Annotated in this window: 15 protein-coding genes; 9 read left to right on the forward strand and 6 right to left on the reverse strand. The window is 56.6% G+C overall.

Going from position 1 to position 25,941, the window contains the following annotated elements:
- Positions 1 to 857, forward strand: an 857-nt coding sequence (locus HMPREF2981_RS10880) for a hypothetical protein (RefSeq protein WP_168165925.1), incomplete at its 5' end; no start/stop codon positions are given.
- Positions 858 to 986: 129 nt separating this feature from the next.
- Positions 987 to 1,844: a hypothetical protein gene (locus HMPREF2981_RS06400; protein WP_141756672.1), complete on the forward strand. Its 858-nt coding sequence runs from the start codon at positions 987 to 989 to the stop codon at positions 1,842 to 1,844.
- A 167-nt stretch (positions 1,845 to 2,011) separates the two neighbouring features.
- On the opposite strand, the gene HMPREF2981_RS06405 is transcribed toward HMPREF2981_RS06400, so the two are convergent.
- The 5 genes from HMPREF2981_RS06405 to HMPREF2981_RS06425 form a co-directional block, all read right to left on the reverse strand.
- Positions 2,012 to 6,340: an FtsK/SpoIIIE domain-containing protein gene (locus HMPREF2981_RS06405; protein WP_070661769.1), complete on the reverse strand. Its 4,329-nt coding sequence runs from the start codon at positions 6,338 to 6,340 to the stop codon at positions 2,012 to 2,014.
- 79 nt (positions 6,341 to 6,419) lie between these two features.
- Positions 6,420 to 7,775 carry an ABC transporter substrate-binding protein gene (locus tag HMPREF2981_RS06410; RefSeq protein ID WP_070661772.1) on the reverse strand — a complete coding sequence of 452 codons (1,356 nt, stop codon included), beginning with the start codon at positions 7,773 to 7,775 and terminating at the stop codon, positions 6,420 to 6,422.
- A gap of 1 nt (position 7,776) precedes the next feature.
- Positions 7,777 to 10,956 (reverse strand): hypothetical protein, encoded by a 3,180-nt coding sequence (locus HMPREF2981_RS06415; protein ID WP_004006367.1) that lies wholly within the window; start codon positions 10,954 to 10,956, stop codon positions 7,777 to 7,779.
- Between the two features lie 170 nt (positions 10,957 to 11,126).
- Positions 11,127 to 13,079 (reverse strand): serine/threonine-protein kinase, encoded by a 1,953-nt coding sequence (locus HMPREF2981_RS06420; protein WP_139044906.1) that lies wholly within the window; start codon positions 13,077 to 13,079, stop codon positions 11,127 to 11,129.
- Positions 13,080 to 13,330: 251 nt separating this feature from the next.
- Complete coding sequence (locus HMPREF2981_RS06425; RefSeq protein ID WP_246825352.1) at positions 13,331 to 16,213, reverse strand: choice-of-anchor M domain-containing protein; 2,883 nt, start codon at positions 16,211 to 16,213, stop codon at positions 13,331 to 13,333.
- Between the two features lie 145 nt (positions 16,214 to 16,358).
- On the opposite strand from HMPREF2981_RS06425, the gene HMPREF2981_RS06430 reads away from it, so the two are divergent.
- The 5 genes from HMPREF2981_RS06430 to HMPREF2981_RS06450 all read left to right on the forward strand — a co-directional run bounded on the left by HMPREF2981_RS06430 (position 16,359) and on the right by HMPREF2981_RS06450 (position 23,186).
- Positions 16,359 to 18,629: a TIGR03773 family transporter-associated surface protein gene (locus tag HMPREF2981_RS06430; RefSeq protein ID WP_004006364.1), complete on the forward strand. Its 2,271-nt coding sequence runs from the start codon at positions 16,359 to 16,361 to the stop codon at positions 18,627 to 18,629.
- The gene (locus tag HMPREF2981_RS06435; RefSeq protein ID WP_070661775.1) at positions 18,619 to 20,295 is read left to right on the forward strand and encodes an anchored repeat ABC transporter, substrate-binding protein; all 1,677 of its coding nucleotides are present in this window, start codon (positions 18,619 to 18,621) and stop codon (positions 20,293 to 20,295) included. The genes HMPREF2981_RS06430 and HMPREF2981_RS06435 overlap by 11 nt, the downstream gene beginning before the upstream one ends.
- Before the next feature lie 65 nt (positions 20,296 to 20,360).
- Entirely contained in the window at positions 20,361 to 21,404 is a 1,044-nt protein-coding gene (locus HMPREF2981_RS06440) for a choice-of-anchor M domain-containing protein (RefSeq protein WP_083313871.1), read from the forward strand.
- A complete protein-coding gene (locus HMPREF2981_RS06445; RefSeq protein ID WP_037233887.1) occupies positions 21,397 to 22,317 on the forward strand; it encodes an anchored repeat-type ABC transporter ATP-binding subunit in 921 nt (306 codons plus the stop codon). The genes HMPREF2981_RS06440 and HMPREF2981_RS06445 overlap by 8 nt, the downstream gene beginning before the upstream one ends.
- Complete coding sequence (locus tag HMPREF2981_RS06450) at positions 22,314 to 23,186, forward strand: anchored repeat-type ABC transporter permease subunit (protein ID WP_037233889.1); 873 nt, start codon at positions 22,314 to 22,316, stop codon at positions 23,184 to 23,186. Before HMPREF2981_RS06445 ends, HMPREF2981_RS06450 begins: the two co-directional genes overlap by 4 nt.
- Positions 23,187 to 23,226: 40 nt before the next feature.
- Here the strand turns inward: HMPREF2981_RS06450 and HMPREF2981_RS06455 are convergent, their stop codons facing one another.
- The gene (locus HMPREF2981_RS06455) at positions 23,227 to 23,904 is read right to left on the reverse strand and encodes a hypothetical protein (RefSeq protein ID WP_052029810.1); all 678 of its coding nucleotides are present in this window, start codon (positions 23,902 to 23,904) and stop codon (positions 23,227 to 23,229) included.
- A 126-nt stretch (positions 23,905 to 24,030) separates the two neighbouring features.
- Here HMPREF2981_RS06455 and HMPREF2981_RS06460 point away from each other — a divergent pair, with 126 nt between their 5' ends.
- Together HMPREF2981_RS06460 and HMPREF2981_RS06465 are read left to right on the forward strand one after the other, a co-directional pair.
- Positions 24,031 to 24,432, forward strand: coding sequence for a SulP family inorganic anion transporter (locus HMPREF2981_RS06460; RefSeq protein ID WP_004006358.1), 402 nt, complete (start codon positions 24,031 to 24,033; stop codon positions 24,430 to 24,432).
- Positions 24,433 to 24,728: 296 nt separating this feature from the next.
- Positions 24,729 to 25,793: a zinc-dependent alcohol dehydrogenase family protein gene (locus HMPREF2981_RS06465; protein ID WP_004006357.1), complete on the forward strand. Its 1,065-nt coding sequence runs from the start codon at positions 24,729 to 24,731 to the stop codon at positions 25,791 to 25,793.
- The last annotated feature ends 148 nt before the right edge of the window (positions 25,794 to 25,941 follow it).

The following is a 25,941-nucleotide window of genomic DNA, read 5'->3' on the forward strand; positions in this document are numbered from 1 at the left end:
GGAACAACCCTGTAGGACTGATGGATCCGTGGGGAACTCGCGAAGTCTCAAACGAGTTAGCTCGGGATACTAGCTTTGAAGGCTGGGCTAATCGCAATGCTCAGGAACTAAAGATTGCATTCATTGCGGGTGCTGCGACAATAGCTATTGTTACTGCCCCATTTACCGGAGGCACAAGCTTAATAGCAGGTGGTGCTGCTATAGGTGGGATGATGGCGGTGTCATCCTCAATAGACCAAAATATGGATGAGAATGGTCGCGTCGCCTGGGGTAAAGTCGGAATTGATGGTATCAAAGGCGCTGTTGAGGGAATGATTCTTGGTGGACTACTGAAGGGTGCGCAGTGGGGGTATAAAACGTTTAAGGGTTCTTCGCTAGCGGCTCAGGGGATGTCAAAGGTGCAGGCTACCCGAGAAGCAGTCATGAATTCTCGTGCGCTAGCGGGAACTCGGCAGGTGGTGTCTTCGTCAAAACAGCTAGTAGCCAGTGGTTATCAAAGCGCTAAATCTGCGATGCAGATGGTATATCGGGGAGCACGCCATGTACCAGCTGCAGCGGCAGAATACGCCCCTCAGGTATGGAACACGATGAAGAATGCTGCAACTCTGGGTCTGCGTGAAGGACGTGAAATAGTACACGCAATACCTCAAATGCCTATGGTGCAGTATGGACGCAACTTGGCAACTTTGGGTGCCTCTAAAGTTCAAAATGTTGCCAATGCGGTTCCGAGGGTTGTTCCGCAAGCGGTGCAAACAGTTAAGGGTGTGGCGCGTGTAGGGGCTCAGCGTACAGTTGATCTTGCCAAGTCTGGGGCGAGCACCCTTAAATCTGGAACTATTAACGGCTTGCGTGAATGACGTGAAATAGTACACGCAATACCTCAAATGCCTATGGTGCAGTATGGACGCAACTTAGTGATCCGTGGTGCTCAAGGTGGCGCCCATGCTGCTAAGGCTGGTTGGAACCTAGTAAATTCTGGTGCCCGGATGGCTGCCCCAGTGGCAAAGAACGCGGCGGTGAACGCGGCTACTGGTGCTGCAGTCAATGCTGGAGTGTACGCTGGGCAACGCGGTATTGAGGCAACAGTGCAGTATGCTCAAGGTGATCGGGATGCGTTTGCTCGCGCGTACGGTCGAGATTGGGACTGGGATAAGTTCAATACTTATGTTGGTTCTGGTGCTACGGGTAACGTATTCGGCGGTTTGGTCAAACCTACGGTCGGTTCACTCTCTCGTGGGCAGCTTTCGTCTGGAATGCGTAATACTGTGGAGGCTATGGGCGCCGGTGGGCTCAATGTTGCTAATGCCCAGGGATGGAGCTTGGCTACTGGGCAGGGACCACTTTCAGGTGGGGACACGGTGTATGCATTGTTGGCAGGCGCAGGTGCGAGCCAAGTAGGCGCTGTGCCTGTGGGGCGTCGTCATGGTCAGTGGGTGAAATTTGAGGATACGGTTGCAGGTCGTCCGTTGAAAGCTCCGGAGTATGTAGACTCATTTGCTGCTTTACGTGCCGGACACCCGAATTTTCATGGAAATCCAGGGTGGCTTAAACTTGGCAATTATGGTGCTGGTAATGCTGGTACTGTAGCCTTAACAGACCTGACGAAAACATATCTGGTAGATCCAGGAATAAAACTTATCTCCACTCTTCCTGTTAACTCAGGTCCTAGCGACGCTCCTGGTCCTTCTCCTGTATCGCCGCGCGGTAACGAGCCTGTGTTTGTGCAGCAGCCTGCAGTGCAGGAACCGGTGCCTGATCCTCGTGCGGGAAATCCCGCTGGTAGCCCTGTGGTGCCTTCACCGTACCCACGCCCGGAACCAACAACCAGTAGTGAGCACCCATGAACAAGATTCCCCATCCTGAACAAAACCAATACAAGATTTCAGAAAATCGAATACCACCACTGCTAGGAAATAGAATCTACTAAAATAACCAAAATGTGGGTCTCAGGTGCTATATTCCTCTGAAGTGACACCTAGACCCACACGTTATTTATCCATGCTTGGTATGACTAACGCCTATTCTCCATATCATCGGGGCTTACCATCTGGGCTAGTATAGGTGCCCCGCCCAGAATCACGTATCCACGCCCTTGAGTTAGGGCCACTGGTGAACGGCGCGGCAAATTTGTAGAGAATAAGTCGCCATCATAATCGGTATTCGGCTGCAAGAGCATACCAGTACGCGATTTACGCAGTATTTTCGTCCAGTGGGAATACATGGTGCGCAATTCGCCTGGCTTACCTGAAGCGATCACTCGTACAAGTGGTAAATCACTCTCGAGGAGATTGGTAATAGCATTATCACTATCCTCAATCCGCTCAGCATCATCAATTAAGACTAGGACAGGAGTATTTGACATGCGGGCATCAGTAACCAAGGCAGAAATATCTTCAGCATTTGTTGCCATACGATCAAACTGACGATGCATCAATGGCGAGCGCCTGCCGCAAACCACCCAAATTTGCGGAATTTCCAAACCGTTATCTCCATGGAGGTTCCGCTCACGGAGGTCTTTCATAGAGTCAGCGATAGCCTGAAGCAGGGTCGATTTGCCGGAACGCGGTGATCCGCCGATAAGCGCGTGTTCGCCTTCGTAGAGTTCCAAAAATATGGGTTTTAGATCATGTTCCGCGACACCCACCGGTATGGTCCAACAATCATGGTTAATAGAAGGTTGAGCACCCAACTGAGAGAGCGAAATTTGTGAAGGCAGATGCCCAATAACGTCTGGTTTATTATTGGAACCCCAACACTGCACTACCCGCTCGACGGCTAAGTCAGTGCCAACTGCGGGGACAGCTATCTGCATTTGGCGGATAGTAGCACTATCAACACACCTACCAGGTACAGCAGCAGGAATATCAGTACCTTTAATTTTATATCCAGAATAATCATAGGGATCCGCTAGATGGAAGAGCCAGCGTTGTAATGAAATATCGTCAATAGCCGAAGGGATACCCTTCACACGGCTACTGGTGATAACAAAATGCATTCCCAAAGCTGGTCCATCAGCATAAATACGATAGAAAGCACTGAGATAGTCGGTACCAGAGTAGTCTGTAAACTCATCCCTCAGGGTGCCGAAACCATCAACAAGAATGATAAGTTTGCGGTTACCTACAGGATTAGAACGGCGCCGTTCCAACTCATTCATGAGGTGCCGCAGGAATCGTGTTTGCTTCTCCTTAGCGCCTTCACCGGGGCCTACATAGGAATTTACATGCGGTAAGTTCTGTAATGGCGCTAAAGTACCTGCCCCCATATCAAGGATGAGCATATCGAATTGATCCGGAGAAGTATTCAGACACAGCGTTAAGGCTAAGGATATAAGCGTAGTACTAGTACCGCTACCGGGTGCCCCCAAGAGAAGCAGATTACTGCGGTTTATATTCCAGCCTTGTGAGATTTGACGCTGTTCTTCGGGGATATCAGCCAAAGCACAGAACACAGTGTCCCCTTCTAACATTCCCACCAGCGGGGTGTCGTTATCTGCTGGAGCACTTTCGTCAATTCCGTAGAGGGGTTTATCGAATCCGTTCAGCGGCAGGTTATCACCGAGCGCTTCGGGCCAGACTTTGCGCGGCGGGGCGTAGTGCTGCTCGTGGTTGGCTTCGACGATGGCGTCGATCAGGTTGTCGAGGTCATTCGCATCGGTCTTCTTCGGTTTCGGCAGTGCACGCGGTGCCGACGGAATGCCGAAAACGCTTGTCGACCGCATTTCGATGGGGTCGCGTTCGACGACACCGCTGAACCCGGTTACCAGCGCGGTCTGAATGGGGGTGATGTCGGTTTGCCCCAGTTTGATGTAGGCGCGGCCCATCTGCGAGCGCTCGATGGATGCGGCGTCCGGCACCTCAATTACGTTGGAGGAGTCTTCTTTGGACTGCACGCGCAGCGCAACACGCAGGTTGGTGTTCGCCAGAATGTCGTTGTTCACCACGCCAGCGGGTCGCTGGGTTGCCAGGATCATGTGCACGCCGAGGGTACGACCCACGGCACCGATGCTCACAAGTGAGGTGAGCACATCGGGGAAGTCTTTGGCGAGCATGGCGAACTCGTCAATGACGAGAAGCAGGCGCGGCATGGGCTCTGGCGGGTTGGTGGCGTGGTATTCGATGATGTTGTCGACGCCTTCCCCCACGGAGGCGAAGAGCCGCTGCCGCCTCTCCATTTCGGCTTCGAGACTGATCAGCGCACGGTTTGCGAGCTGTTCATCGAGGTTACTGATGGTGCCGATGGTGTGCGGCAGCCGTTCACAGGCTTTGAACGCCGCACCGCCCTTGAAGTCGATCAGAATGAAGTTGAGGCGCGTGGGGTCGTTATGGGCCGCCAGACCGGCGACGAGGGATCGCAGGAATTCACTCTTACCCGAACCCGTGGTACCGCCGACAAGACCGTGCGGACCGTCTTTGACCAGGTCGAGGGTGTATACGCCTTGGTCGCCAACGCCGATTTCAGTGCTGTATCCGGTGGATTTCTGCCAGGTGTTAATAATCTTTTGGGCGGTGGGCGGCGTGCCGATGCCGGTAAGCTCGGGCAGACGCACCAGCCCGGGCAGACCCGCACCGGGGATGATGAGTTCGGGATCGTCGAACTGCGCAAGCTGGTGGGCAGTAATTGTCGCATCCTCTAGCGATATACCACCGATAATAATGTCTTCAATAACGCGCCGTTTTTCAGGCTCAGTAAATGTTGCGGCAGCATCTTCACCGACGTCAATAACCACAGTACACGAAGCAGGAAGCTGCTCTGTAGACGAAGCGATAACAATACCCGATACTCGATGAATATTTTTTCGCTGGTTGTAGTTATTTACATGACGTCCATGCCCTAATAGTTCACGGGCAGGAGCATCACGCCCCTCGGTTAAGACTTCCGAGTCAATGAGAAGCAAAAGTTCCGGAGAAAGTAACCCATCAATGCTCTGATGCAGGTTCTTAAGCATGGCGGTAGATTGATCCCGATCACAAGAAATCCATCGGCCGCCCGTGGAAGATCCGCTCTGTCGGGTATGCGGCAGCCACGAGGTCCACGACCATTCGTCTTCTTTTCCGCGGTCGAAGAAGACGCCTAGGGTGAGGTCTGCGGGTCCGCAGTGGGCCACGGACTGCATCACGAGGCTGCGCGCTAGGGCAAGGGCACCCTCCCGATTACCTACAATTCCAATAACGCCAGCATCAGAAATATCAGCGATAATAGGAGCACCACGTAGCTTCGAGTTATCTAAGAGTTTTTTGACCTCTTTTTCTTGCTCTACAGATGAATGATCTTCTGACTCAGGTATCCACTGGTAATCTCCATATCCAATATGCAGGCTCAAGAAGTCATATGAGGAAAAACGCCGTTGCCAAAGCTCAGTACTGGGCAGATGAACACGACGCATCACACTAGCTGGATCAGGTGCTTGGTCGTGCAGCCTTACCCGTTCATATTTATAGCTGCCTTCAAGATCTTCTTTTAGTTTCTCAACTTCCTGCGCAAAACGATTTTCTTCTTCTTGCTTTTCGCGCTTAAAACGCCATTTTTGTTCTATCCACAATGCTAAAGCAGCAACCGGGCTGAGAAAAGCAAAGAAAGCAAACCGTATGTCGCCCAAAAGAGAAACCATTGCAATCGCAAACACAAGCGGACTCAGCACGGTCGCGTAGCTAAATTTAGATGGTTTTGAAACCTGTTTACGTTTGGGAAATTTAAGAGGGGTTGCAGCAGGCAACATACCTGGACGTGGTGGGCGGTTAAAGGGAGAGGTACGCACTGGGGTCAGATTTGGGAGCACGCCTGGTTTTGGGGCGGGGTTCTCCACTAATTGCGGACGTACTAATAGGACAGCTCCACCCGTGTATATCACCGATAAGTCCGTAACCTCGAAACCTTCTTCAGGAACCTTTACCCCATTTACTAAAGTTCCATTTGTGGAGCCAGCATCGGTGACTTTGACCCCTTCTTCCAAGAGTTCAAGGCGACAATGTTCCCAAGAAGCGCTGTCGGTAGGTAAGACAATATCAGCTTTGGGAGAGCGTCCTACAATCATTGGGCGTTCGTGAGGTAATGGCACTACAACACCAGAGTTAAGACCGCCAGCAAGGGTTACATTCCAACCTTGTACTGGTTGCGCTGAAGGTAACGGTTGGTGACTAATTACGCTCCCCTCAAGAAGAACTACAGCCCCTAGTTGGGTGCCACCATATACAGGCTGAGAATCGATGTAGAGGGGGTAGTCTAGTTCAAAATAAGGTCCTCCGGCAGCAAGAATGAGACTACTCAGCGTGGTGTTCTCCTGCCACGAATCGAGTTCGATACTTTTCTGAAAAGATTCGAGGGATATTTGGATTCGCATACTGTTCCTTTGACGATCTCACAGCCCTGTACAAGACGGCATCTTATATTCTTTATTTGGAATATATACTAGTCAATTGCTATTCACTGTAGGTTTCCGTTCGAGTTCCACGCTCTGCAAACCAGACGATGCGCGGTTCCTGATCGTTGCTCGGCTCGGGCCGCAGCCCCAGACTCTGCTCCGTAGCATGGAGTGTCTGCACGGGCGCAGTCGTTGGGTTTTCATGAGTGAAATCGAGTGCGTCGCCCGCAATCGCCTGAGCGGCATCGAGCCTCATGCTTTCCAGCACGCGAGTGACAGCCTCCGGCTTGCGTTCGTGCACCTTATCGATCGCATAGGCGAACGCCAGCACCGCGTTGTGGGAGCGAGCATCCGCATAGGGAGCGGCGGATTTGAATGCTTGGTCATCCTGCAGGGTCATGTAGGATGAATCCTGACCCATAACACGCACCGCTTCGAGGAAGGCGGCGAGTCCGCGCCCGGGGTCATCGGACTGCAAAGCCAAAGAGTCTGACATGTTGTACCCGACGGTCGTCAGGTTTGCCGAGACCGTGCCGCCCTCAGCTACAAGGGTTCGCGCGAAAATGGGCGATACGGCTTGCGGGCTCAAAAGAATCTGAGCCGTCACCCCGGCGTATTGCAGCTCTTTGACGATTTTAGCTTGACGAATTGCCGAGCCCGAAACGAAGATATTCGCCGAAGCCCCGTAGCTCTGGGACTCTTTCTTGACGTCTTGTGCAAGCTCGCGCACATCGGTATCGCGGTCGTACGCATGTTTGGCGGCAACCTGCGGAATCTTCACCTCAGTATCCTTAGGTGCTATCACAATGCTCTGGGTACTCGGCTGCGAAGCCTGCACATACGCCTGCGAAAGCTGCTCGGGGTTGGGGGCCAGGCTCCAGACTCCGCGCCCGGTATCTACGCTGTCGTAGACCTCAATCACCGGGATGCTGCTCTCACGTGCCGCACTCGTCGCACCCTTAATATGCTCACCCGAGGAAGAAATAATAATCCCCTGAACGCCCTCAGATTTGAGTTTTTCGACAGCATCACGAGCCCCGTCAGGGGTTCCCTTATCGTTAGCGACCGTCAGCTGAACGGGGGTTTTACCAAGATTCAGACGATGCGCGGCCACCGCAGCACCCTGGGCAGGGAGCACCCATTCGGAGCCTTCCGCATCCTCGCCGTAGGTCATAATAATCCCGATCTTGGCGTCGCGATTATTGTTGTTCGGCAGCGTAATTTCCTGCGGAACAACGGGGGCTATCGCCTCGGTATCACCGGGTGCGCGCAGGGGCCGAATATCCGGTCGCAGCAGATGAGCTGCCACCACGATAACCAACAACAAGACCCCCAGAAGGGCACCCCAGCCAATGATGGTCAGGGGTACCCTTCGGGAGGTTTGTTCTTCCTCAAGCTGAGGCTCTGGGGTCACGCTACATGTCCCCAATGTGGAAGGTGTAAACCACCTTCACTTCGGCCTTACCACCGTCAGGCAGGTGGAAGGAGGGCAGGGACTTGAGCTTCTCCAAGGACGCCTTGAACTGTGCCTGCCGCAGCTGCACGGCCGCAATATCCTCGGCACGAACGCTGGTGTAACCCTGCGCGTTCTGCGAGGCAAGCGCCAGCTGGAAGTCGGCGGCACCAGCTTTCGCGGCGTTCGTCTTCAACGCGCCCAGCAGACCCGAACCATCGACTCGGCTATCGCCCAGGTCAAGGATAACCTTGTTGAGGTCGTCGGCAAGAAGCACGGATGCACCCGCCAGGTCGCGGCTGGCGTTTCCGGTGCGCGCATCCAGCTGTTCCAGGGAGCTCTGGGTGACCCCGTCCAAGGATGCCTTGAGGTTCTCAACCTTACCGGCAATGTCACGGCGCTGCGCCTCCAGAGAGTTACCGGCATCGCGCACGATTACATTCGAAGCTTCCGCCAGACCGTAGATTGAGCTGGTGAAGGAATTCTGAATGGAATCGGCACCTGCCGAACCCTGAGCCGATACCTGGCGGATCTCCTGCGAAATCAGGTTGTTGATGTTCTTGCTGGTTTCGTCAGCAGAGTCCTTGAACGCATTCTTGAGGGCTTCCGAAAGTTCGGAATGCTGGCTGGAAAGTTCATCCAGGTTCTTACCCAATTCATCGGATGCGCTAGTCAGCGACTTGAGCTTTTCATCCAGGGAGTTCGGGTCGTTCTGGCGATCATCACGATCACGGTTCTGGTCGTCACCTTCGCCCGCATATGCCTTCTCAACCGAGCTGAGCGCGGAGTCCAGGGAGTTCACCTGGTCGGAGAATCCCTTTGCGTTCTGCGCCAGAGGGGTGGTCGGGTTCTGCAGATCGGTTTCCTTGATAACCTCGTCCCAAGCGCGTGCCTGGTTGTTCAGGCGCTCGTCCATAGCCTGCCCGTAACCTTCGGGTGCCTGGAGCTTGTCGGCAGCAAATCGATGCGCTGCCGGGACTACGGGGGTGCCGCCCTGGTTAGCGTTGTTCCCGTTTTGGTTATTGTTCGGGGTGTTCTGGTTCTGACCGTTTTGATCGTTTTGACCGTTCTGGCCATTCTCAGTCGGGTCGTTCTGCGGGGTTACCTGCGCACCGCCCTGGCCATTCTGATCGTTCTGACCTTTCTGGTTGTTATTGGGGGTGTTCTGGTTATTATCCTGATGACCCTGGTTCTGGTCGTTCTGGTTACCGTTGTTCCCGTTTTGGTTATTGTTCGGGGTGTTCTGATCGCCTTGGTTCTGGTTATTCTGATCGCGCTGCGGGGTTCTCGGGGTCTCACCGCAAGGCGTAGAAGTCAGGTAGGAGCGCAGGCGGTCTACTTCCTCTTGCGAGAGCTTGCCGCCGTTTTCTACCGAAAGCTTGCAGAGTTCGTTAGCGATATCTTCGTTCTGCTGGTCTATAGAGTTCGAGTTTCCGCTCACGTCGTTGCGCGCCGCCACGGCCTTGCTGTGCAGGCTGTTGAGCGCCTTGGTGAGCTCATCCGAGGTTTTCTTGAGCTCATCTACCGACCGGCGGCTAGACTTGAGCGATTCCGTGACGTCACCGTTCTGCTGGTGGTCTCGAATGGCTTTCTTGCCTTCATCGCTCTGCAGGTACTTCGTCAGGTTGTCTACCTCGCCGCGCAGGGCACGGTAGTTCTTGTTGGCACCCTTGAGGTACTCAGGCTGCAGCTCGTTCACAAGCTTCTCACCATTAGCGACGAGACCAATCAGGCTTGCCTGCGAGGTGACCGAAGCACCGTACAGGGAACAGGTGACCGAGGATCCATCACGGCAGACCTCGGGGCTGGGGTTGTCCGGCCCGATGGTTTGGCGCAGCGAGTCCGTGAGGGCATGCTGACAGTCGCCGCTGGCATCGGCATAGTTGTTGAGAATCTGGGAAAGCTGCACGAGGTTGCCGTATACGCTCGATCCGCCTCCGGCTGCACCGCGATCGACGGTGCATGACCCGTTTTGATGCGAAACCGAGACATTCGGAACCTGCGAGGTATCACCCAGCAGGGTATCCATCGTGTTCACGGTGCTTTCCAGCTGGCTGATGAGCTGGTTCTTGTTACCGTCGGCAGTCTTGGCAAGGTCATCCTTGAGGGACTGAATCTGCCCGTCAAGCTCCGCCATACGCTTGGTCAGGCTCTCGCTGTTAGCCTGCAGGTTTTTCGCGGCATCCTGACCCAGGGTGTCCGAGGTGTTGTCCAGGCTGGAGCGCAGTTCGTTCACCTGCGAGCTGGCGCTGGTAATCGTCGAATCGACATTGTTCACCAAGTCGATAGTGCGCTGAAGCATCGCAACCTGGTTGGCGTCGTTCTTATTGAAGCTGTTGTTGAGCACGCTCTCACCCGAAAGATCAGAGGCGAACCCCGGCTGAACCGCGATATCGAAATCGGGTGCCTTGAAGTCCTGCGCATTCACCTTCAGCGTGAACGATGTGCTTGCCCCGGAGGTCGGAGGCGCCAGGATCGCACCCCACTGCACATTCGCCTTGCCGTCCCCGGTCGTGCTGATCACGCCGTTGGTTGCGCTGTCGTCCGTCTTATCGCCGGAGGTAATGATCTGGTTGGATTTCACATTATCGAGTGAAACCGACCCTGCCACCGTAAACGGAACACCGACAAGCGCCTGGTTGGTGCGTTTGGTGCCGCCCGCATCGTAGCTTACCTCTTGGGACTTGAGCGTAAGGTTTTCGACGGTGACCTTAATAGTCAGCTCGCCGGAGTAACCGTTCAGGTCTTTCAGGTTTGTACCGGTGCCTTTGGAGCTCTGGTACTGGGTGCTGACGCGCACCGGGACGTCGTTAATAACGTCCTTGACCTTGAAATTGATGGTCTTGCTGGAGCTCTTGTGCTCTTGTTCATTGACATAGATATTGTTGGTGTCAATAGCAGAAACGTTACCGTTGCTCGCAAGTTTAAGGTTCACGTTCTGCAGCACGTGCGTGGGGTTTTGCACCTGCTGTTCGCTCTGCTGGGTCGTCTGCCCGGGCGAGGTAGGATCACTATTCTGCTGGTCTGACGAGGAGCATGCCGCAAGGAGCAAACTGCCAATGACCCCGATGGTTAAAGGCACCCGCACACAGCGGCTCTTCCACGTCAGCCGTGATTCTGACGCGTCGAAGCGTGTAGACATATGGCACTCCGGAAGGTGGCTGATTTTATGGACAGTAATGTTGCATCGTATGTGTGTGGCGTTGAGTAAACCGTTCGAGGCAACTTAAAGGTATTCTACCGCGCCATGAGTAGAATGTGCGGGAAATATGCCAATCTTAACGCTCTGTCGCACGATCAACAGATGTTCAATTACCGTGATGTAATACTGAAAGCGTTACTTTGCAGATTTGTGAAGTTACCCACCTGAACGTTGAGCTTGCACTGGGGAGCAACCGATAGGGCCGTCACATTTTTCTGATCCGCTGAAATCGACAGGTGACCGGAGCATCCGTCTGTGAAAGCGATATCGCCCGTGTCCGGCGCCAGCGAGGTAATGGCCTGGGAGGGTGTGCCGGTCTGCGGCAGCTTCATGAGTGGGTTCAGGTCGTCCTTGCCGCTGGGCCACACCGGCAGCAGGGTAACCGGTACTGCCGATTGGTTAACCACGCGGTTGGGCACCTGCACCTCAATCTTCTGGATGCGCTGAATGGGGTATGAAGCCGATTTCACGTCCGGGTCGCTAATGGCGGTCTGGGTTTTCTTGGTGATCTCGCCCAACCATTTTTCGAGGCTCTTCTGGTCGGGAATATCGATATCGACCTTGGCGCTCATGGTTACGGCTGAGTTCGCCGGAATCTTGAGGTTACTCACGTTCCAGGCGCATTTCGTATCCAGCCCGGTAATGGCGGCCTGATTTTTGCGGATCTCCTCGGCCTCACTCGCCTGGTTCCATGTAGTTTGCGGGCAGGAATCGGTGCTCAGCCCGGGAATGACCTGCAGAATATCGCCGTGCAGCCCGGATTTTTGCGTCGAGTACTCAAATTTCACGGTCGCCGTATGAGACGACGGGTCATAGTCAGCCTCCAGGCGGGTGCCTAAGCCGCTCGGCAGGGGCGAATTCGTGCCTGAGGATGCGGTCCAATGCTCTTTTGGCCCCTCTTGCTTCTTCTCACCGGAGCTGTTGATAAAGACGAAAACGCACGCGCAAATAAGCGCCAAAATACCTAATATCGACCCCCACACGAGCGGGCGTTTGAGCTGTGAGGCAACCGTTCTCGGCTGCTCATTCTCAAATTCTTCGTCGATTTCTTCCTCTTCGACAACCGGCGCCTCGGTCACCGGGCGGATAATCGTCTGATGCGAGGCTTCACCCAGTTCGGGTACTTGGGTGCTGTAGTTATCCGACGCGGCTTGAGCGGGTGCCTGCTCGCCGCCGCGAATAACCGTGCGCTGACGACCACCGGTGCTCTGATTTTCTGAGGCACGTTCCTCATACTCGAACCGGTCGGCATCCTGGTATTTCTTGCGCAGATCCCGAACCTGCGCCACAGCCTGCGCGGCCTGCGGGCGGTTCTTGGGCGATAGGCTCATAAGATTCTCAAGGACGGTGCACACATCCTCGGGAAGGTGATCGCTGATCTGAACGGCAGAATCCGCATCCACCAGCGGAACGGCGCCGACCAGAAGCTCGTGCAGCATAACACCGGCGGAATAAATATCGGCTGAGGAATCCGAGCTTCCATAGGCTTTACGCTCGGGCGACATGTAGGCGGGCGTACCGTAAAAACCCTGGCTCTCCGTCTGCCCCATGAGCGTGGCGATACCGAAGTCGGCAACCCGCACCTGCTCCACGAGGGCATCGCCGTAATGCCCCGATAAAAGCACGTTATCGGGCTTAATATCTAGGTGCAGAACCCCGGAACGATGCGCGTATTCCAGCGCCAAAAGCACGCGCTCGACAATGCCGAAGGCCTCGCCAGGCAGCAGATTCTTCTGCTTCTGCAAAAACTCGCGCACGCTTCCACCATGCTGGTATTCCATGACGATCGCCAGGTTGTCGCCCTCGACCACCATGTCTTCGATCGGCACGATGTACTGGTGGTGCAGCTGCGAAAGCACGGTGCGTTCGCGCACGAACCGCTCAAGAAATTCGCTGTCTTTGTGGTACTCGGGCTTGAGGAATTTAGCAGCATACAGCGCCCATGAGCCTTTACGTGAGACCGCCCAGACGGTGCCGACCGTGCCGGAACCTACCGCGCGAATAAGCGTGAAGGCGGATCCTAGCGGCGCTCCTTCGCGCATGCCGGTTATTGCATCGTCCACGGTTGCTCCTCACGCTCTAGTGCTCGGGTAGGTCTCACGGCTATACCTAGTGTAACCGGCGCATCCGCAAGATTCAGCCTTTTGCTCACGGTCAGCGGGGATTTTAAGAAGGTATAAGACGGGCAGCGCTCTTGGTGCTCTACCCGCCAAAACCCCTGCTCAACACGCTCTTAAACGGTTATGACCTCACCGTTTTCGCAAAAATGGTGAGGTCATAAGGCGTGATGCGTGTTCGGTGTCTTACACCGCGGCTACTTTTGCCGACGACGGATCACCAAAACAGCACCAGTGCCCAGAAGCGCAACGCCCGCGATTACCACGGGAATCACGGCAAATCCGGTATGTGCCAGCGCGTTCGAGCCCGCGGATGCACCGCCTGCAGACCCCTGAACCACGCCGGATGCGCCCGAACCTGAACCGCCCGATACGCCGTTCCCTGACGATCCGGTGACCGTGCCGTTCTCTGTAGTTGTACCAGCCTGGGTACCCGCCCTCTGAGCTGTTCCCGGGTTCGCCGCTTGCTCAGAACCTTGCGGGTTCGTGCCCTCTGTACCGTTCTGCGGGGCTGCCGAGGCATCCTGCGGTTCGGTCGGGTTGTGCGGATGCGCCGCATCCGCTGGGGCATTGGGAACGCGCACAGCGCCCTGAGGGGTACCTACCCGTGCCAAGGAGTCTTGCCCGGTCTTCTGCCCGGAGGATGAACCGCCGTTTGTGCCCTTGCCCGGTTCTGGCGCTGCGGTAAAGGAGCATGCGTTGCTTGCCTCATTCCCGACGGCGACGGCAAGATGCTGGACTTTACTTGTGATCTCGGTACCGTCTTTGAGTTTTGCGGTGTACTGAACGTCAAACATGTAATGCCCAGGCTCGGTAAACACCCAGTTGGCGTGCGCGTGGGTTGCGTAGTCAATCGATATACTATGTTGATTTTTGGTCGAATCCAGCAGAACCTCGGGGCCGGTCAGCGACTCGGTGAAGACACCGAACCGCGCGCCCTTCGGCATGCTGCGGGGCACAACGTGCAGGGTTACGCCGCCGTCGAGCCTACTGTAGTCCACATCCTGGGTGCTGTACCCGGGCCAAGGCAGCCCGCGCATCTGGGTTTGCGGAAGCCCGTAAAACGCGGTTCCGACCGGTCCGATAAAGTCGAGTTTGGGCGAGTTCATGTGCTCGTTGCGGCTGCGGCGGGCGCGGTCACTGACGGTCCACACCACGGTATCCAACGGGCGTACTACCGAGTCCGCATCGATGAGTCCGCTATCGTCTTTGAGTCCCAGTTCCAGCCGGTTATCACGCAGTTGTGCTTGAAGGTCTAGGTGCCCATCGCCGATTTTATAACGACCGTCAATCTTGCCCGCCTCGCAGGTTGGCATGGGGGCGGGTGCCTTCGGTGCGGGGTTTTGCGTGCGTTGTGTATCCCCATCTCGCGAAGGAGTCGGGTTTGCGCTCGGCTTCTCGGGAGCCGCCGGGGCGGGGGATACACTGGGCAGCGCATCGTTGGGGTCGGGACCGCTCGGGTCAGCGGAGGGGCTTGGCTGGGGGTCCGGGGTGTGTGAGTCGCCCGGCTGGGGGTTTGCGGCGGGCGAATCCGCACCCAGTGTTCCCGTGGCGCTGTAATCGCCGCCGCGCTGATAATTCTGGGTGAGTTTCACCTGTGAGGTGCGGGCATTCATATCGGGATGCGGCAGCACTTTCACGATAAGCTCGCTGTTCTCAAAGTAGCTGTCTTCCCGGTAGGTGAAGCGCGCTACCCCGTTGTCGATCGTGGTTTCTATATCGAATTTGGGGTATTCGTAGTCGTTGGGGGCGTAGAATCCACCCCGGATAAACCCACGAACGTTAGGGTCGGCGAAGGTCACCTCAAGCGTGCGGTATCCTTCCCGTGTGGAGGGCACGGTACGTACGGTGTAGTCGCCGCTGGCGGGGGTGTATTGGGCGGTGGGAAGCACGGTATTGCGCTCATCGGGTTCTTCAACGGGCCAGTCTCCGGTGCCGTCGTCACTGTATACGCTCTCGGCATGCCCGGGTTCATAGGCGAGCTTATGCGAAATCCAGCGCGCGCCCTCGTTCCCGCTTGGGGTGAAGACAGCCTGCAGATGCGAGGATTCGCCGCCCATCATTTCGCTCCAGGTGGCGGTGCCGTTCTTTACCTCAAGGTCGGTGAGGAAGTACCCGTTGTTGTACAGGGTGAGCGTTCCGCTGAGGTTTTTATCGGCCGCGGTGAAGGTGATGTCGCTGAGTTTATCGTCGGCATCCTTGTTCTTCGCGGGGTCGGGATCGAGCTTGTGGGGTGCCACGGAAAGCACGTATTTGGCTAAGTCCAGGTTCCCGACGGGTGCAGCATTGTAGCGGTCAATGGTCGGTACCGCGTTCGGGGTTCCGTCACCGAGAATGGGCTTACGCCCGCCCACCTGCCACACGAGTTTTTGCGGCGGGGATTGAATGATTGATCCGTCCGTGCCGCGCGCTACCGTGCGATAAGTCACCACATAACGCCCGGGTCGTGTGAAGGTTGTGGTGTTATGCGTGTGGCTTCCTTTGCTGAGCAGCCAGGAGTGCCACCCGGTACTCGTGCTTGATAGGATGCGGTTTACGTCCGCAGGTCCTTCATCGGGGTTGTAGCGAAAAAGCTCCATGCGGCCGGGGCCTTCAACCGAGAGAATATCGGTCGCATAAATGCCATCGCGGAATTTTTCAGTAGGGATTTTGACGGATGAACCCAGCCCCGCCCAGATGGGATCGTGATTACCCCAGGTCAGGGTGGGCGCCATGTAGAGGGTCTGCCCGGGTTCGCCCAGAAAACGCAGATTAGGTGAATCAGTGAGGGTCAGAGTGTATTGGGATGCACCATTGCGGCCATCCCACCCCTTCCCCACCCAGTTGACGGTCTTATCGAGGTCGTAGAGATCGGCACCGGTCTTATAGGGGTTTGCTTCGTTTTTGAGTGCGAAACCGCCGTTTTCCCAGTAGGTTTTCGGGGCATCAACATGGCCCTGAGTAGTAATAATGCGCCCGTCGTCGGGTCCCGCATGCGCGGGGAGCATAGGCGATGCGCCAGCAAGAGCCAGCAGAGCTACTGCGGAAATACGAGCAAGGGATGCACTCAGCGCACGACGATGTGTGTATTTCGTGTACATGACAACCTTTCTCATTTTGTACACACAGCCTATCACTAATTGAGAATAATTGTCATAATCAAAATAGATATGTATAGTGATTCTCATAATCACACGCACCGATGCGTCGTGAACTCACACACCACACCGTCGTTGGAGGAAAACTATGCGCAGATCCACCCCGCAAACCCCACCGCGAGAGCAACGCGGTCGCAAAACATTTACCATCATCGGAACCACCGCCCTGGGATGCACACTAGCCCTCTCCCCCGCGCTGCCCGCTTTCAACACGGCACCGGCGGCGCTCGCACACGAAGAACACAGCGCGGGTGCAGCACAGGCAGAACCGCGCAGTTACACCGGGAATTACATTGTGCGCGGTGTGCATACCGAACTGCTCAACGCCGAGCTTCACGACGGAAAACTCTCCCTAAACTCCAAGGCCGAAACGCAGGATGGTGAAGGTCTTTTCAACCCCTCCACCACCGTTTTCAATCTGCCCGCCAACGATCAATCCCAAACCCGCGTCGCCGCCGGATATGATTTTATCGCCCCCGAAGGCACCCCCATCTGGTACATCTCGCAGAAGCATACCGATGGGCTTCTCTACCCTGGCTTCAGTGCCGAAAACATTCCGCAGGGCGCTCTGAAAAACAATAAAATCACGGTTGAACTCGTCAAAAGCGAGGTTCCCGAAGGTGCACGCGCTGAGGTTTTTCAGGAGAATCTCTCCGGGGCATCACGCATGTTCAGCACGGCGGATCGGCTAGCGCCCTACGAGCTTGAGGCGGGTTCTCATGTGCATGCTGCGTGGGCGTTTACCGCCGCCGGAACCTACCGGTTCACTTTCCGCACGAGCGCCGAGCTCGCGGACGGCACGCAGGTTCACGCGGAGGAGACCTACACCGTTGTGGTGGGCGAAGTTCCGCAGGATGTTTTCGAGCAGGGGCATCGGGCACAAAACCCGCAGGACTCCGCCGAATCAGCTGCCGCTTCGCCGCAGCGTGAGGAGGGCGGTGAGCAGGCGCATCGGGATGCTGCCCCGAATGAGCGCTCATCAGAGGGAAATCACGGCGCAGGTAGTTCTCACGCGCAGCATCAGGTGATCGAGCCCGCGCATCAGGATTCGTCGAGTGTGGAAGCCGCCCCGGCTCAGTCTGAATCTTCGGCGGACGAGGCACCCAGCCCCCAGATTGCAACGGGTGATGCACCCGCGCCCAATGCACCCGCCCCGGCACCGCAGCAAGCCGATCAGAATGCCGGCACACCGAACCACACGGTCAACGGGTCAAATGCCCAAAAGGTTACCGCGCCGACCGTTCGGAGTGCGGGTTCTGGCGGTTCAGGGACTTCGGGCAATACCGCACCGTCTTCGGGTTCTCGCGGCGGCCCTTATCCCGGAACCGAATCCGAGAAGTGCATTCCAACCGAGGTTGTCGTCAAGGATTCCGTGCAGTCACGAAGCACCCAAAGCCCGGCGAATATTCCCGGTACTCTGCCGATGGTAACAACTGCGGATCATACCGCAGCGGATCGCGCTACCGAGGGGCATTTTGACGTTGGCCCGGTCTTGAACGGTTCCACGCTGAGTTCTGCCGTGAAAGACGATCGGTTCAGCCCGCCCAAACATGTGTCACCCGGTTCTTTAGAATTCGTCCTCGGCGATGCTGCGAAGCTGAAATTCCCGGCGGGCATGGAAGATATTGCCCCAGCGGGAAGTACCGTGCACATGATTGGGGCAACCCAGCAGGCAGGCGTGCCGTGGCTGGGATGGAGTACCCAGGATCCCGAACTTCTCAAACAGGCCGATGGACCGGTCACCATGAGTTTGAAGGGATTCGACGGTCCCGGCTCAATGTCGGTGTTCCTTTCGGGCAACTTCGGATCTGCTGGGCAAAAAGTCTTCGATTCTCGTGGTGGCTCATTTCAGGTTCCGCTGAATACGCACCAACACAGCAACTGGGTGTTTACCGCTGAGGGCCGCTACCGGGTGACGATCGGTTGGCAGGTGCATCTGAAGAACGGGCAGACCGTCGAGAGCACATCGACCCTGAACTTTACGGTGGGCAATGCCGATAATCCGGCGAACCCCGAGCCCGCGCATCATGAGAAGAACGCGCCTGAGAACGCCGAAAATTCGACCACTCATAAACCTACCGAACAGCAATCCCAGCGGGGCGCCGTGGATGCGGCCAGCGGTATTGTGACGAAGCCGGACGGCACGAAGGTACGCATTGTCGGCAAGACCGCCTCGGGCAAGGACTGCGCCCTCACCAACCAGGAGCTTAAGGATGCGCAGCAGGCCGCTGCCGCCGGGAAGCTCGCCAACACCGGGGCAGGGTTTAATCCGTTTATGGTCAGCACCTCTGTGCTTGCCGTCGCGCTGGGAGGCATGATCGTATACACCGTGCGCCGTCGGCATCACCATGAGCTCTAGAGGTTCACGCCGTCAGTCTTGTACACCGCAGCGCTCACTCGAACTTCCGCTCAGCCGCCGCGCTTTCCTGGGTTTTCTGCCTGTTTGCGCGGCGTTAAGCGCCTGCACCGCACAGAATACGTCCTCAGGTTTTGATGCCGACGGGCGTCTTCAGGTGGTGGCGACAACCCCGATTTTGGCGGATGTGGCGCGTGCTGTTGGCGGCGAGCGTGCGCGGGTACACGCCCTCATTCCCAATGGTGCAGACCCGCATTCCTATGAGCCGAGCCTGCGGGATGTGCGTGATGTCGCCTACGCACGGCTGGCGTTCACCAACGGTCTGCTGCTGGAACAGCGCAAAATGGCGGCGATGGTGAGCTCTAACCTGCCGCAGGGTTCGGCGCAGGTGGCGGTTGCCGAAAGGATTGAGCAGTACGGCGGCAAGCTTGAGCCCGTGGTAGAGGATGCCTCGCTGGATTCCATCTGGTTGGGGCTGCGCGTTGAGGGCGCCGAGTCTTCGAGCGCATCCGCCAGCCGTTCCGCTGATTCACCCTCAGATTCGGATGCTTCGGTCGCGTTTTCGGTTACCCGTGTGAAGGGGCCCGGGCAGGTTGCGGCGTTTATTACACAGACCTTCGGCGCGGTTGAGATGATGTGCGATTCTCAGGCGCGCGGCACGCAAGAATCCACGCAGGATGGTGTGAGGGTGCGTACCGGTGATATGGGATCGCTGGAGCTTCCGTTGCAGGCGCATACGCATCTTTCGTGGGCTTTTGCGGATGCCGGTATGTACGAACTTGATGTTCTGGCAACGCCCCGCAACGCGCCCGAGGGGGTGCGGCAGGCGCAGGGAACACTGCACGTTGTGGTGGGTGAGGATCCTGCCGAGGCCGCCTCTCGTCTGGGTGCAAATACGACCGTTTTAGCCTCTGGACATGCGGATATAGCCGTTCAGGCATATACGGGACGGCTTGTGATTCGCGCCGATAACGGCGGGAAAGTCACCGAACACGACCTAGCTCGCACGATCATTGCGGTTCCTTCGCGCACTCTGCAGGAGGTTCCTGCGGGCGGCCAGTACGGGTTCTTGAGGGGGTCTTCGCGCGAGCATCGGGGGCAGGTGTATTTGCTGGCGCAGGCGGTGCTCGGCAAACATGTGCACGGCGAGATAGACCCGCATATATGGCATTCGGTGCCAAATATGAAGGCGGCCGCGCAGGTCATGCGTGATGCTCTCGCCGAGGCTGACCCACCCGGAACCAGCCTGTACACGGCGAATACCGAGCGTGTTATGCGCGAGCTTGATGAGCTGGACTGGGAGATTCGCGGCATCTATGCATCTTTGCCCGAAGCCTCGAAAAACCTGATTACCACCCATGACGGGTACCGCTATCTGGCAAGTACTTATGGGCTGACGGTGGCGGGATTTGTGACGCCGGTGGCGGGCAGTGAGCCAAGCATCCAACAGCGGCAGCGGCTGCAGCGCACTATCAGGGATTTGCGTGTACCGGCTATATTCCTTGATCGGAATACTCGCATGCGAAGCCCAGTTTTGCGGGAGGTCGCCCATGAAAACGGGGTTCAGGTGGGTACCTTATATTCCGATTCGCTCGATGATGAGGCACCCCACTATGCGGATATGATGCGCGCCAACGCACATACTATCCAGCGAGCGGTTGGGCGGTAAAGTCGTATTCTCGTCCATAGCCACATATGCATATACATCCATCAACGTTGAGGAAGAAGACATACATGAAATATTCTATTTTTGGAATAAAAACTAGTCAGAAGGTTATTTCATTCGCTTTATGTGTGGGTCTCACAGCCTCTATAGCCAATCCGGCATATGCCGATCACACGCCCGCGCCGGGTGCATCGTCAAGCACGGCAGCCACAAGCGATAACCTCAGCAAAGAGCAGAAGGCTCTGCAGCAGACGCTCTCGCCCGAGCAGCCAGTGGGCACGGGACGCACCGAAATTTCGAGCGGGCATGTTGATATGGGTCCACGTTTTACCGACGGCAAGTTTCAGCTCATGATCCATGACGATCATGCCGCTACACCCATCTGGCGCAGCGTGGATGATGTGCTGTACCGCGGCTCCGATACGGCCCTTCGCCAGGTTCCTGATGATGACCGTTATTCGTTTGTGGGTGCGCAGCCCGGCGAGCAGGTGTATGTGATTCCGCAGACCGAGACGAAGGGGGTCGTCTGGCCTGGCTGGACCACTCAGGACCCGGGGCTTGTGCAGAAAACCCCGCGCGGGGTCACCCTCACCCTAGAGCAGGTTCAGGGACCGGGGCAGTTCACGCTGTACCTGGAGAATGGGAACTTCTCGAAGCCGCAGGTTTTGTGGGATTCGTCCAAGCACGAGCCGCAGGATATATGGGTTGAGAAGAACACGCACACCCACGCCAATTGGGTGTTTACCAAGCCCGGCGCCTATCTGCTGAAGGTGACGGCCCGTGCGGAACTTGCGGATGGTTCGGTTGTTTCCGATACCCGCTATATGAAGTTCGCCATCGGGGATTCGGTGACTGCGGACGAGGTATACACTCTGGCGCAGCAGGCCACGGATCAGGCACCGGCGGGCGAATCGGAGGGCGCGCACTCTGCGGCGGCTTCCGATAGTCCGGGGGCCTCATCCGGCGGGTTCCCTGCCCTTCCGGTGGCGCTCGGCGCGGGGACTGTGGCGGTACTTGCCGCAGCAGGGCTCTTCATGATGCGCCGCAATAAGGCCGCGCAGGCGCAGGCCGAGCGCATCATGACAAGCGGAAAGGGCACGCGGGATGAGTAAAGGTACCACCGTGCTAGGCTCCAAAAATGACCCTGCGCCGGGGAGTGAAAATCCGACGCTGAGCATCCAGAACCTCTATGCGGGGTACGGGCGGCGGGCGGTGCTGCGGGACTTTTCGCTCACCCTGAACCCCGGCGAATTTGTGGGTCTTCTCGGGGCGAACGGTGCCGGAAAAACCACGCTGTTACGTGCCATTATGGGGCTGCTGCATCCTGCTTCGGGGAGCATTCGGGTGCTGGGCAGTACTGCACGCACCGCGCGGGCGCGCATCGGCTATGTGCCGCAGAAGCACCAGTTTCAGTGGGATTTCCCGATCACCGTCAAGGATGCGGTCATGACCGGGCGAACCCGCGAGATCGGCTGGTTTCGTCGCCCTAAAACTGCGGATTGGGTCAAGGTTTTTCACGCTTTGGAACGCACGGATTTAATGCCGCTGAAGAACCGTCCCATCGGAGAGCTTTCCGGCGGGCAGCGGCAGCGGGTGCTTCTGGCGCGTGCTCTCGCGGTTGAACCGGCGCTTTTGCTTCTTGACGAGCCCTTCACGGGGGTGGATGCGCCTACCCAGTCCGCGCTCACCGAACTGTACCGGCAGCTGGCGGGCGAGGGCGTGACGATTCTGATGTCTACCCACGATATTGTGGCGGCGCAGGAGTCTTGTTCGCGGCTGTGCGGGGTGCGCGGTTCTTTGAGTTTGGACGGCAAAGCCGAGGATTTTTCACCGCATCAGCTTTACGCCTGGGTGCACGGGCACGAACTTGAGGGCGAGGGTGAAAGCACAGGTAAAGGCGGAAGCGCGGGCACAAGCCCATCGCCTAAGATTGGCGTTCCGGGCGCAGGCGGCGACTCGACCGGCGGCACCCGGCAGGGGCATCCTGCCGGTCATCGTGTAACCCCGCAGGAGGCAGCAGCATGATTACTCCCCTCGATTTTCTGTTTGACCTTTTCAACCCTTCCCTGGCGTTTCTGCCGCGCGCCCTCGCCGCAGTGACGCTGGCTTCTTTGGTGACGGGCGTGGTGGGGTGCCATGTGATGATGCGCGGCATGGTTTTTATTGGCGATGCGGTTGCCCACTCGGTGTTTCCCGGCTTGGCGGTTGCGTTCGTTATAGGCGGCAACTTGGTGTTCGGGGGCTTGATCGCGGGCGTTATCACGGCGGTTTTGGTGGCTATTTTTAGTCAGAACCAGAAGCTGCGCGAGGATTCGGTAATCGGTATTTTCTTTGCCGGTTCGTTCGCGTTGGGTATTGTGATTATTTCGCTGGCACCGGGGTATTCGGGGTCGATTCAGGATTTCCTGTTCGGTTCTATTGTGGGGGTTTCACGCGGCGATATTACCCAGGCGGCGGCTATGTCCGCCGGGATTCTGCTGCTTCTGTGGCTGTTTCATCGGCAGCTGGTGACGGTGAGCCTGGACCGTGAAAGTGCTCGCGCGTTGGGTTTGCCGGTGCTGTGGCTGGATATTTTGCTGTATGTGCTCGTGACGGTTTCCGTGGTGATTTCTTTGCAGACGCTCGGGAATGTGCTGGTGCTTGCGCTCATTGTGGTTCCGGCCAGCGCATCGCGGCTCGCATGCCGCCGTTTAAGCACTATGATGCTGTTCTCTCCGGTTTTCGGCGTGCTGTGTTCGACGGTGGGGCTGTACTTCTCGTGGGCGTTTAACCTGCCGACTGGCGGCACGATTGTGCTGACGATGGTCGCCGCTTTCGTGCTGGTGTGGGCGTTCACCTGGATGCGCCAACGAGTCAGGCACATTTCCGAAACCGCGCGCTCCCTGCCGGTTTAAGGCTTTGCCGCGCCCGTCTCAAGGCTCTCACCATCGCCTGTCAGGTCAGCGAGAAATAGTCTGCGATAACATCCCACCGGCGTCGCAGCACGTGCTGATCCGCGAAGAGCGTGGCGCTGCGGTCGGTAAGATGTGCGTGCACGTTCCGGTAGAGTTCATCGCGCAGGTCGTTCATCGTGTTTACGGACAAATACCCGAGCACATCCGGCAGCACGGTATCGAGGCGCTGCTGCTGCAGCTCCTGCTCGGTGAGCGCCACATAGTCCGCCAGATCAAAGGTTTCCATGAACCGATGAGCGGCGGTGCTGAAACGAGTGAATGCTTCTATATTGAGCGTCCCATCGGGCCTCAGGTAAGTCATTCTCGCTTCGTGATCCACAAATTCGTGGTAGCGGGGGTGGCCAACGCTTATAAAGTACATATCGCCGTCATGTGGGGAGGGCACAGATTTAAGAGGCTGATCGAGGTGTGCCGATATTTTTCGCAGGGTTTTACGCCATTTTTTAGACATCACATAAAACGCCGGGATGCCGCTGTAGTTCCCCGGCGTATGGTTGAATGTTGCGTAGAGAAAAGCAGCCCGAAATATGAGGTCTTCACCGTATTCTTGGGTGAATCCGGGCTGATTTTTGCGTGGTTTCGACCAGCCCAGTGAGCTCAGGTGCTCGCGGAATGCTTCACCGCTGGCAATATCCCGGTATATGTAGTTGTCCGCCATGCTATCCCCCATATGCAGCCTATTTTTAGCAACCACCCTACCATTTACGAGGCGCGTGGCCCTGCGTTTATCGTCGTGTTTTTCTGCCGCCCATGAGGGCTTTTACCGGCACCGCGCGGTGATGCCGTGGTTGCCCTTGACCTGCTGGAGGGCGTGGGTATTGGTCTGGCGATCAGTATCTTCTTCGTGCTGCAGGGCAATATGAAGCGCGCCTACTACCTCAGCCGTGAGGAGCTTGCAGAGGCCGACGAAATTACGCTGGATTTGGCGGAAGAGGTGTCGTTCTTGAACAAGGCGGCTATTAAGAAGACGCTGAAGAATATTCGCCCCGGCTCGAAGGTCACGATCAATGCCGAGAACTCTTCGTATATCGCCAGCGATGTGCTGGAGCTGATTGAGGACTTCTCCAATGTTTATGCGAAGGAGAACGATATTGAGGTAGTACTCAAGGGCTTCAAGTCGGATTATCACGATGCTGAGCGTGATCGCCACAGCCACGTGAAGGTGGGTCATAGCGCAAGTATCTAAGCTATGAGGCGGTATCCGTGCGGTATCGCCCCCTCGTGCATGTACGCGAGCAGGTAGGAAAATACTACCTGCTCGTACCAAAAACCACCTGCTCGCGGTATAGAGCGCATCGCCCATGAACCTGCCGTCTCCTTACAGTCACCATAACCTTAAATGTAATCTGCGTAACACCTAGGAAGTTACGGATTTTTCCGGTTTAATGAAGGTACAACCTATAAAGAACTCTTGATAGGTTGAGACTATAAGCGATGATGCTGTAGCTACAGCCCCTCATAAAATCTCAGTTAGGAGTCACCATGAAGGCAGTTGTTTACCACGGTCCAGGCAAGCGAGCTTGGGAAGAAGTTCCAGACGCCACCATCCTTGAACCCACCGACGTCATTGCTCGCGTTGATACCACCACCATCTGCGGCACCGACCTGCACATCCTCAAGGGTGACGTTCCCGAGGTTGAAGAAGGGCGCATCCTGGGCCACGAAGCTATCGGCACGATTACCGAAGTCGGCTCTGCGGTCACCGATTTGAAGGTTGGCGACCGCATCATTATTCCGGCGGTCACGAACTGCGGCAAGTGCTCATACTGTAAGGACAATAAGCCTTCGCACTGCCAGACCGTGGGCGGCGTCGGCTGGATTTTCGGGTACATGATTGACGGCACCCAGGCTGAGTATGTGCGCATTCCTTACGCTGAGACGTCGGTTCACATGGTTCCCGAGGGACTGACCGACGAAGATGTTCTCTTCCTCACGGATGCGCTTCCGACCGGTTTCGAGATGGGTATTCTCAACGGCAACACCAAACCCGGCGATACGGTTGCGGTTATCGGCGCAGGTCCGGTGGGTCTGGGCGCAATCATGACGGCAAACCTGTGCGGTGCCGGGCGCGTGATTACCGTCGATATGGACGATAACCGTATGAACAAGGCGCTGGAATTGGGCGCAACCGATAAGGTGAACGCCGCCGATCCAGACTTTATCGAGAAAATTAAGGCCCTCTCCCCCGACGGTTTGGGCGTGGATGTGGCGATTGAGGCTGTGGGCGTGCCGCAGACCTTCGAGACCTGCACCAAGATCGTGCGCCCCTACGGCAACATTGCGAACGCGGGTGTGCACGGCAAGCCAGTGGAGCTGCCGATTAACACCATGTGGATCTCGAACGTAAATATCAACATGGGTCTGGTGAACTGCAACACCGTAGGCAACCTGCTGAATATGGTGCGTTCGGGCCGCCTGAACGCAAAGGCGATGGCAACCCACTACTTCACCTTCGACCAGTTCGAGGAGGCATACGACCTGTTCGCAAATGCCGCCGAGCATAATGCGGTGAAGGTTGTTATCTCGCGCGAACCGATTAAGAAGTAGGGTGTAAGCCCCCTACCCTAAGCTAACCCCTCCGGGTTCTTTACCGTCCTTCCCGGAGGGGTTCCTTTCGCTCTCTTTCCCGGAGCCAGCCATGTTTACCGGGGGTTGCGCACTGTAAAAAGGCTCTTTATTCCAATAAAGCGGGTTT

Origin of the sequence: Rothia sp. HMSC069C01 (assembly GCF_001814655.1) — a bacterium.
GTDB lineage: Bacteria > Actinomycetota > Actinomycetes > Actinomycetales > Micrococcaceae > Rothia > Rothia dentocariosa.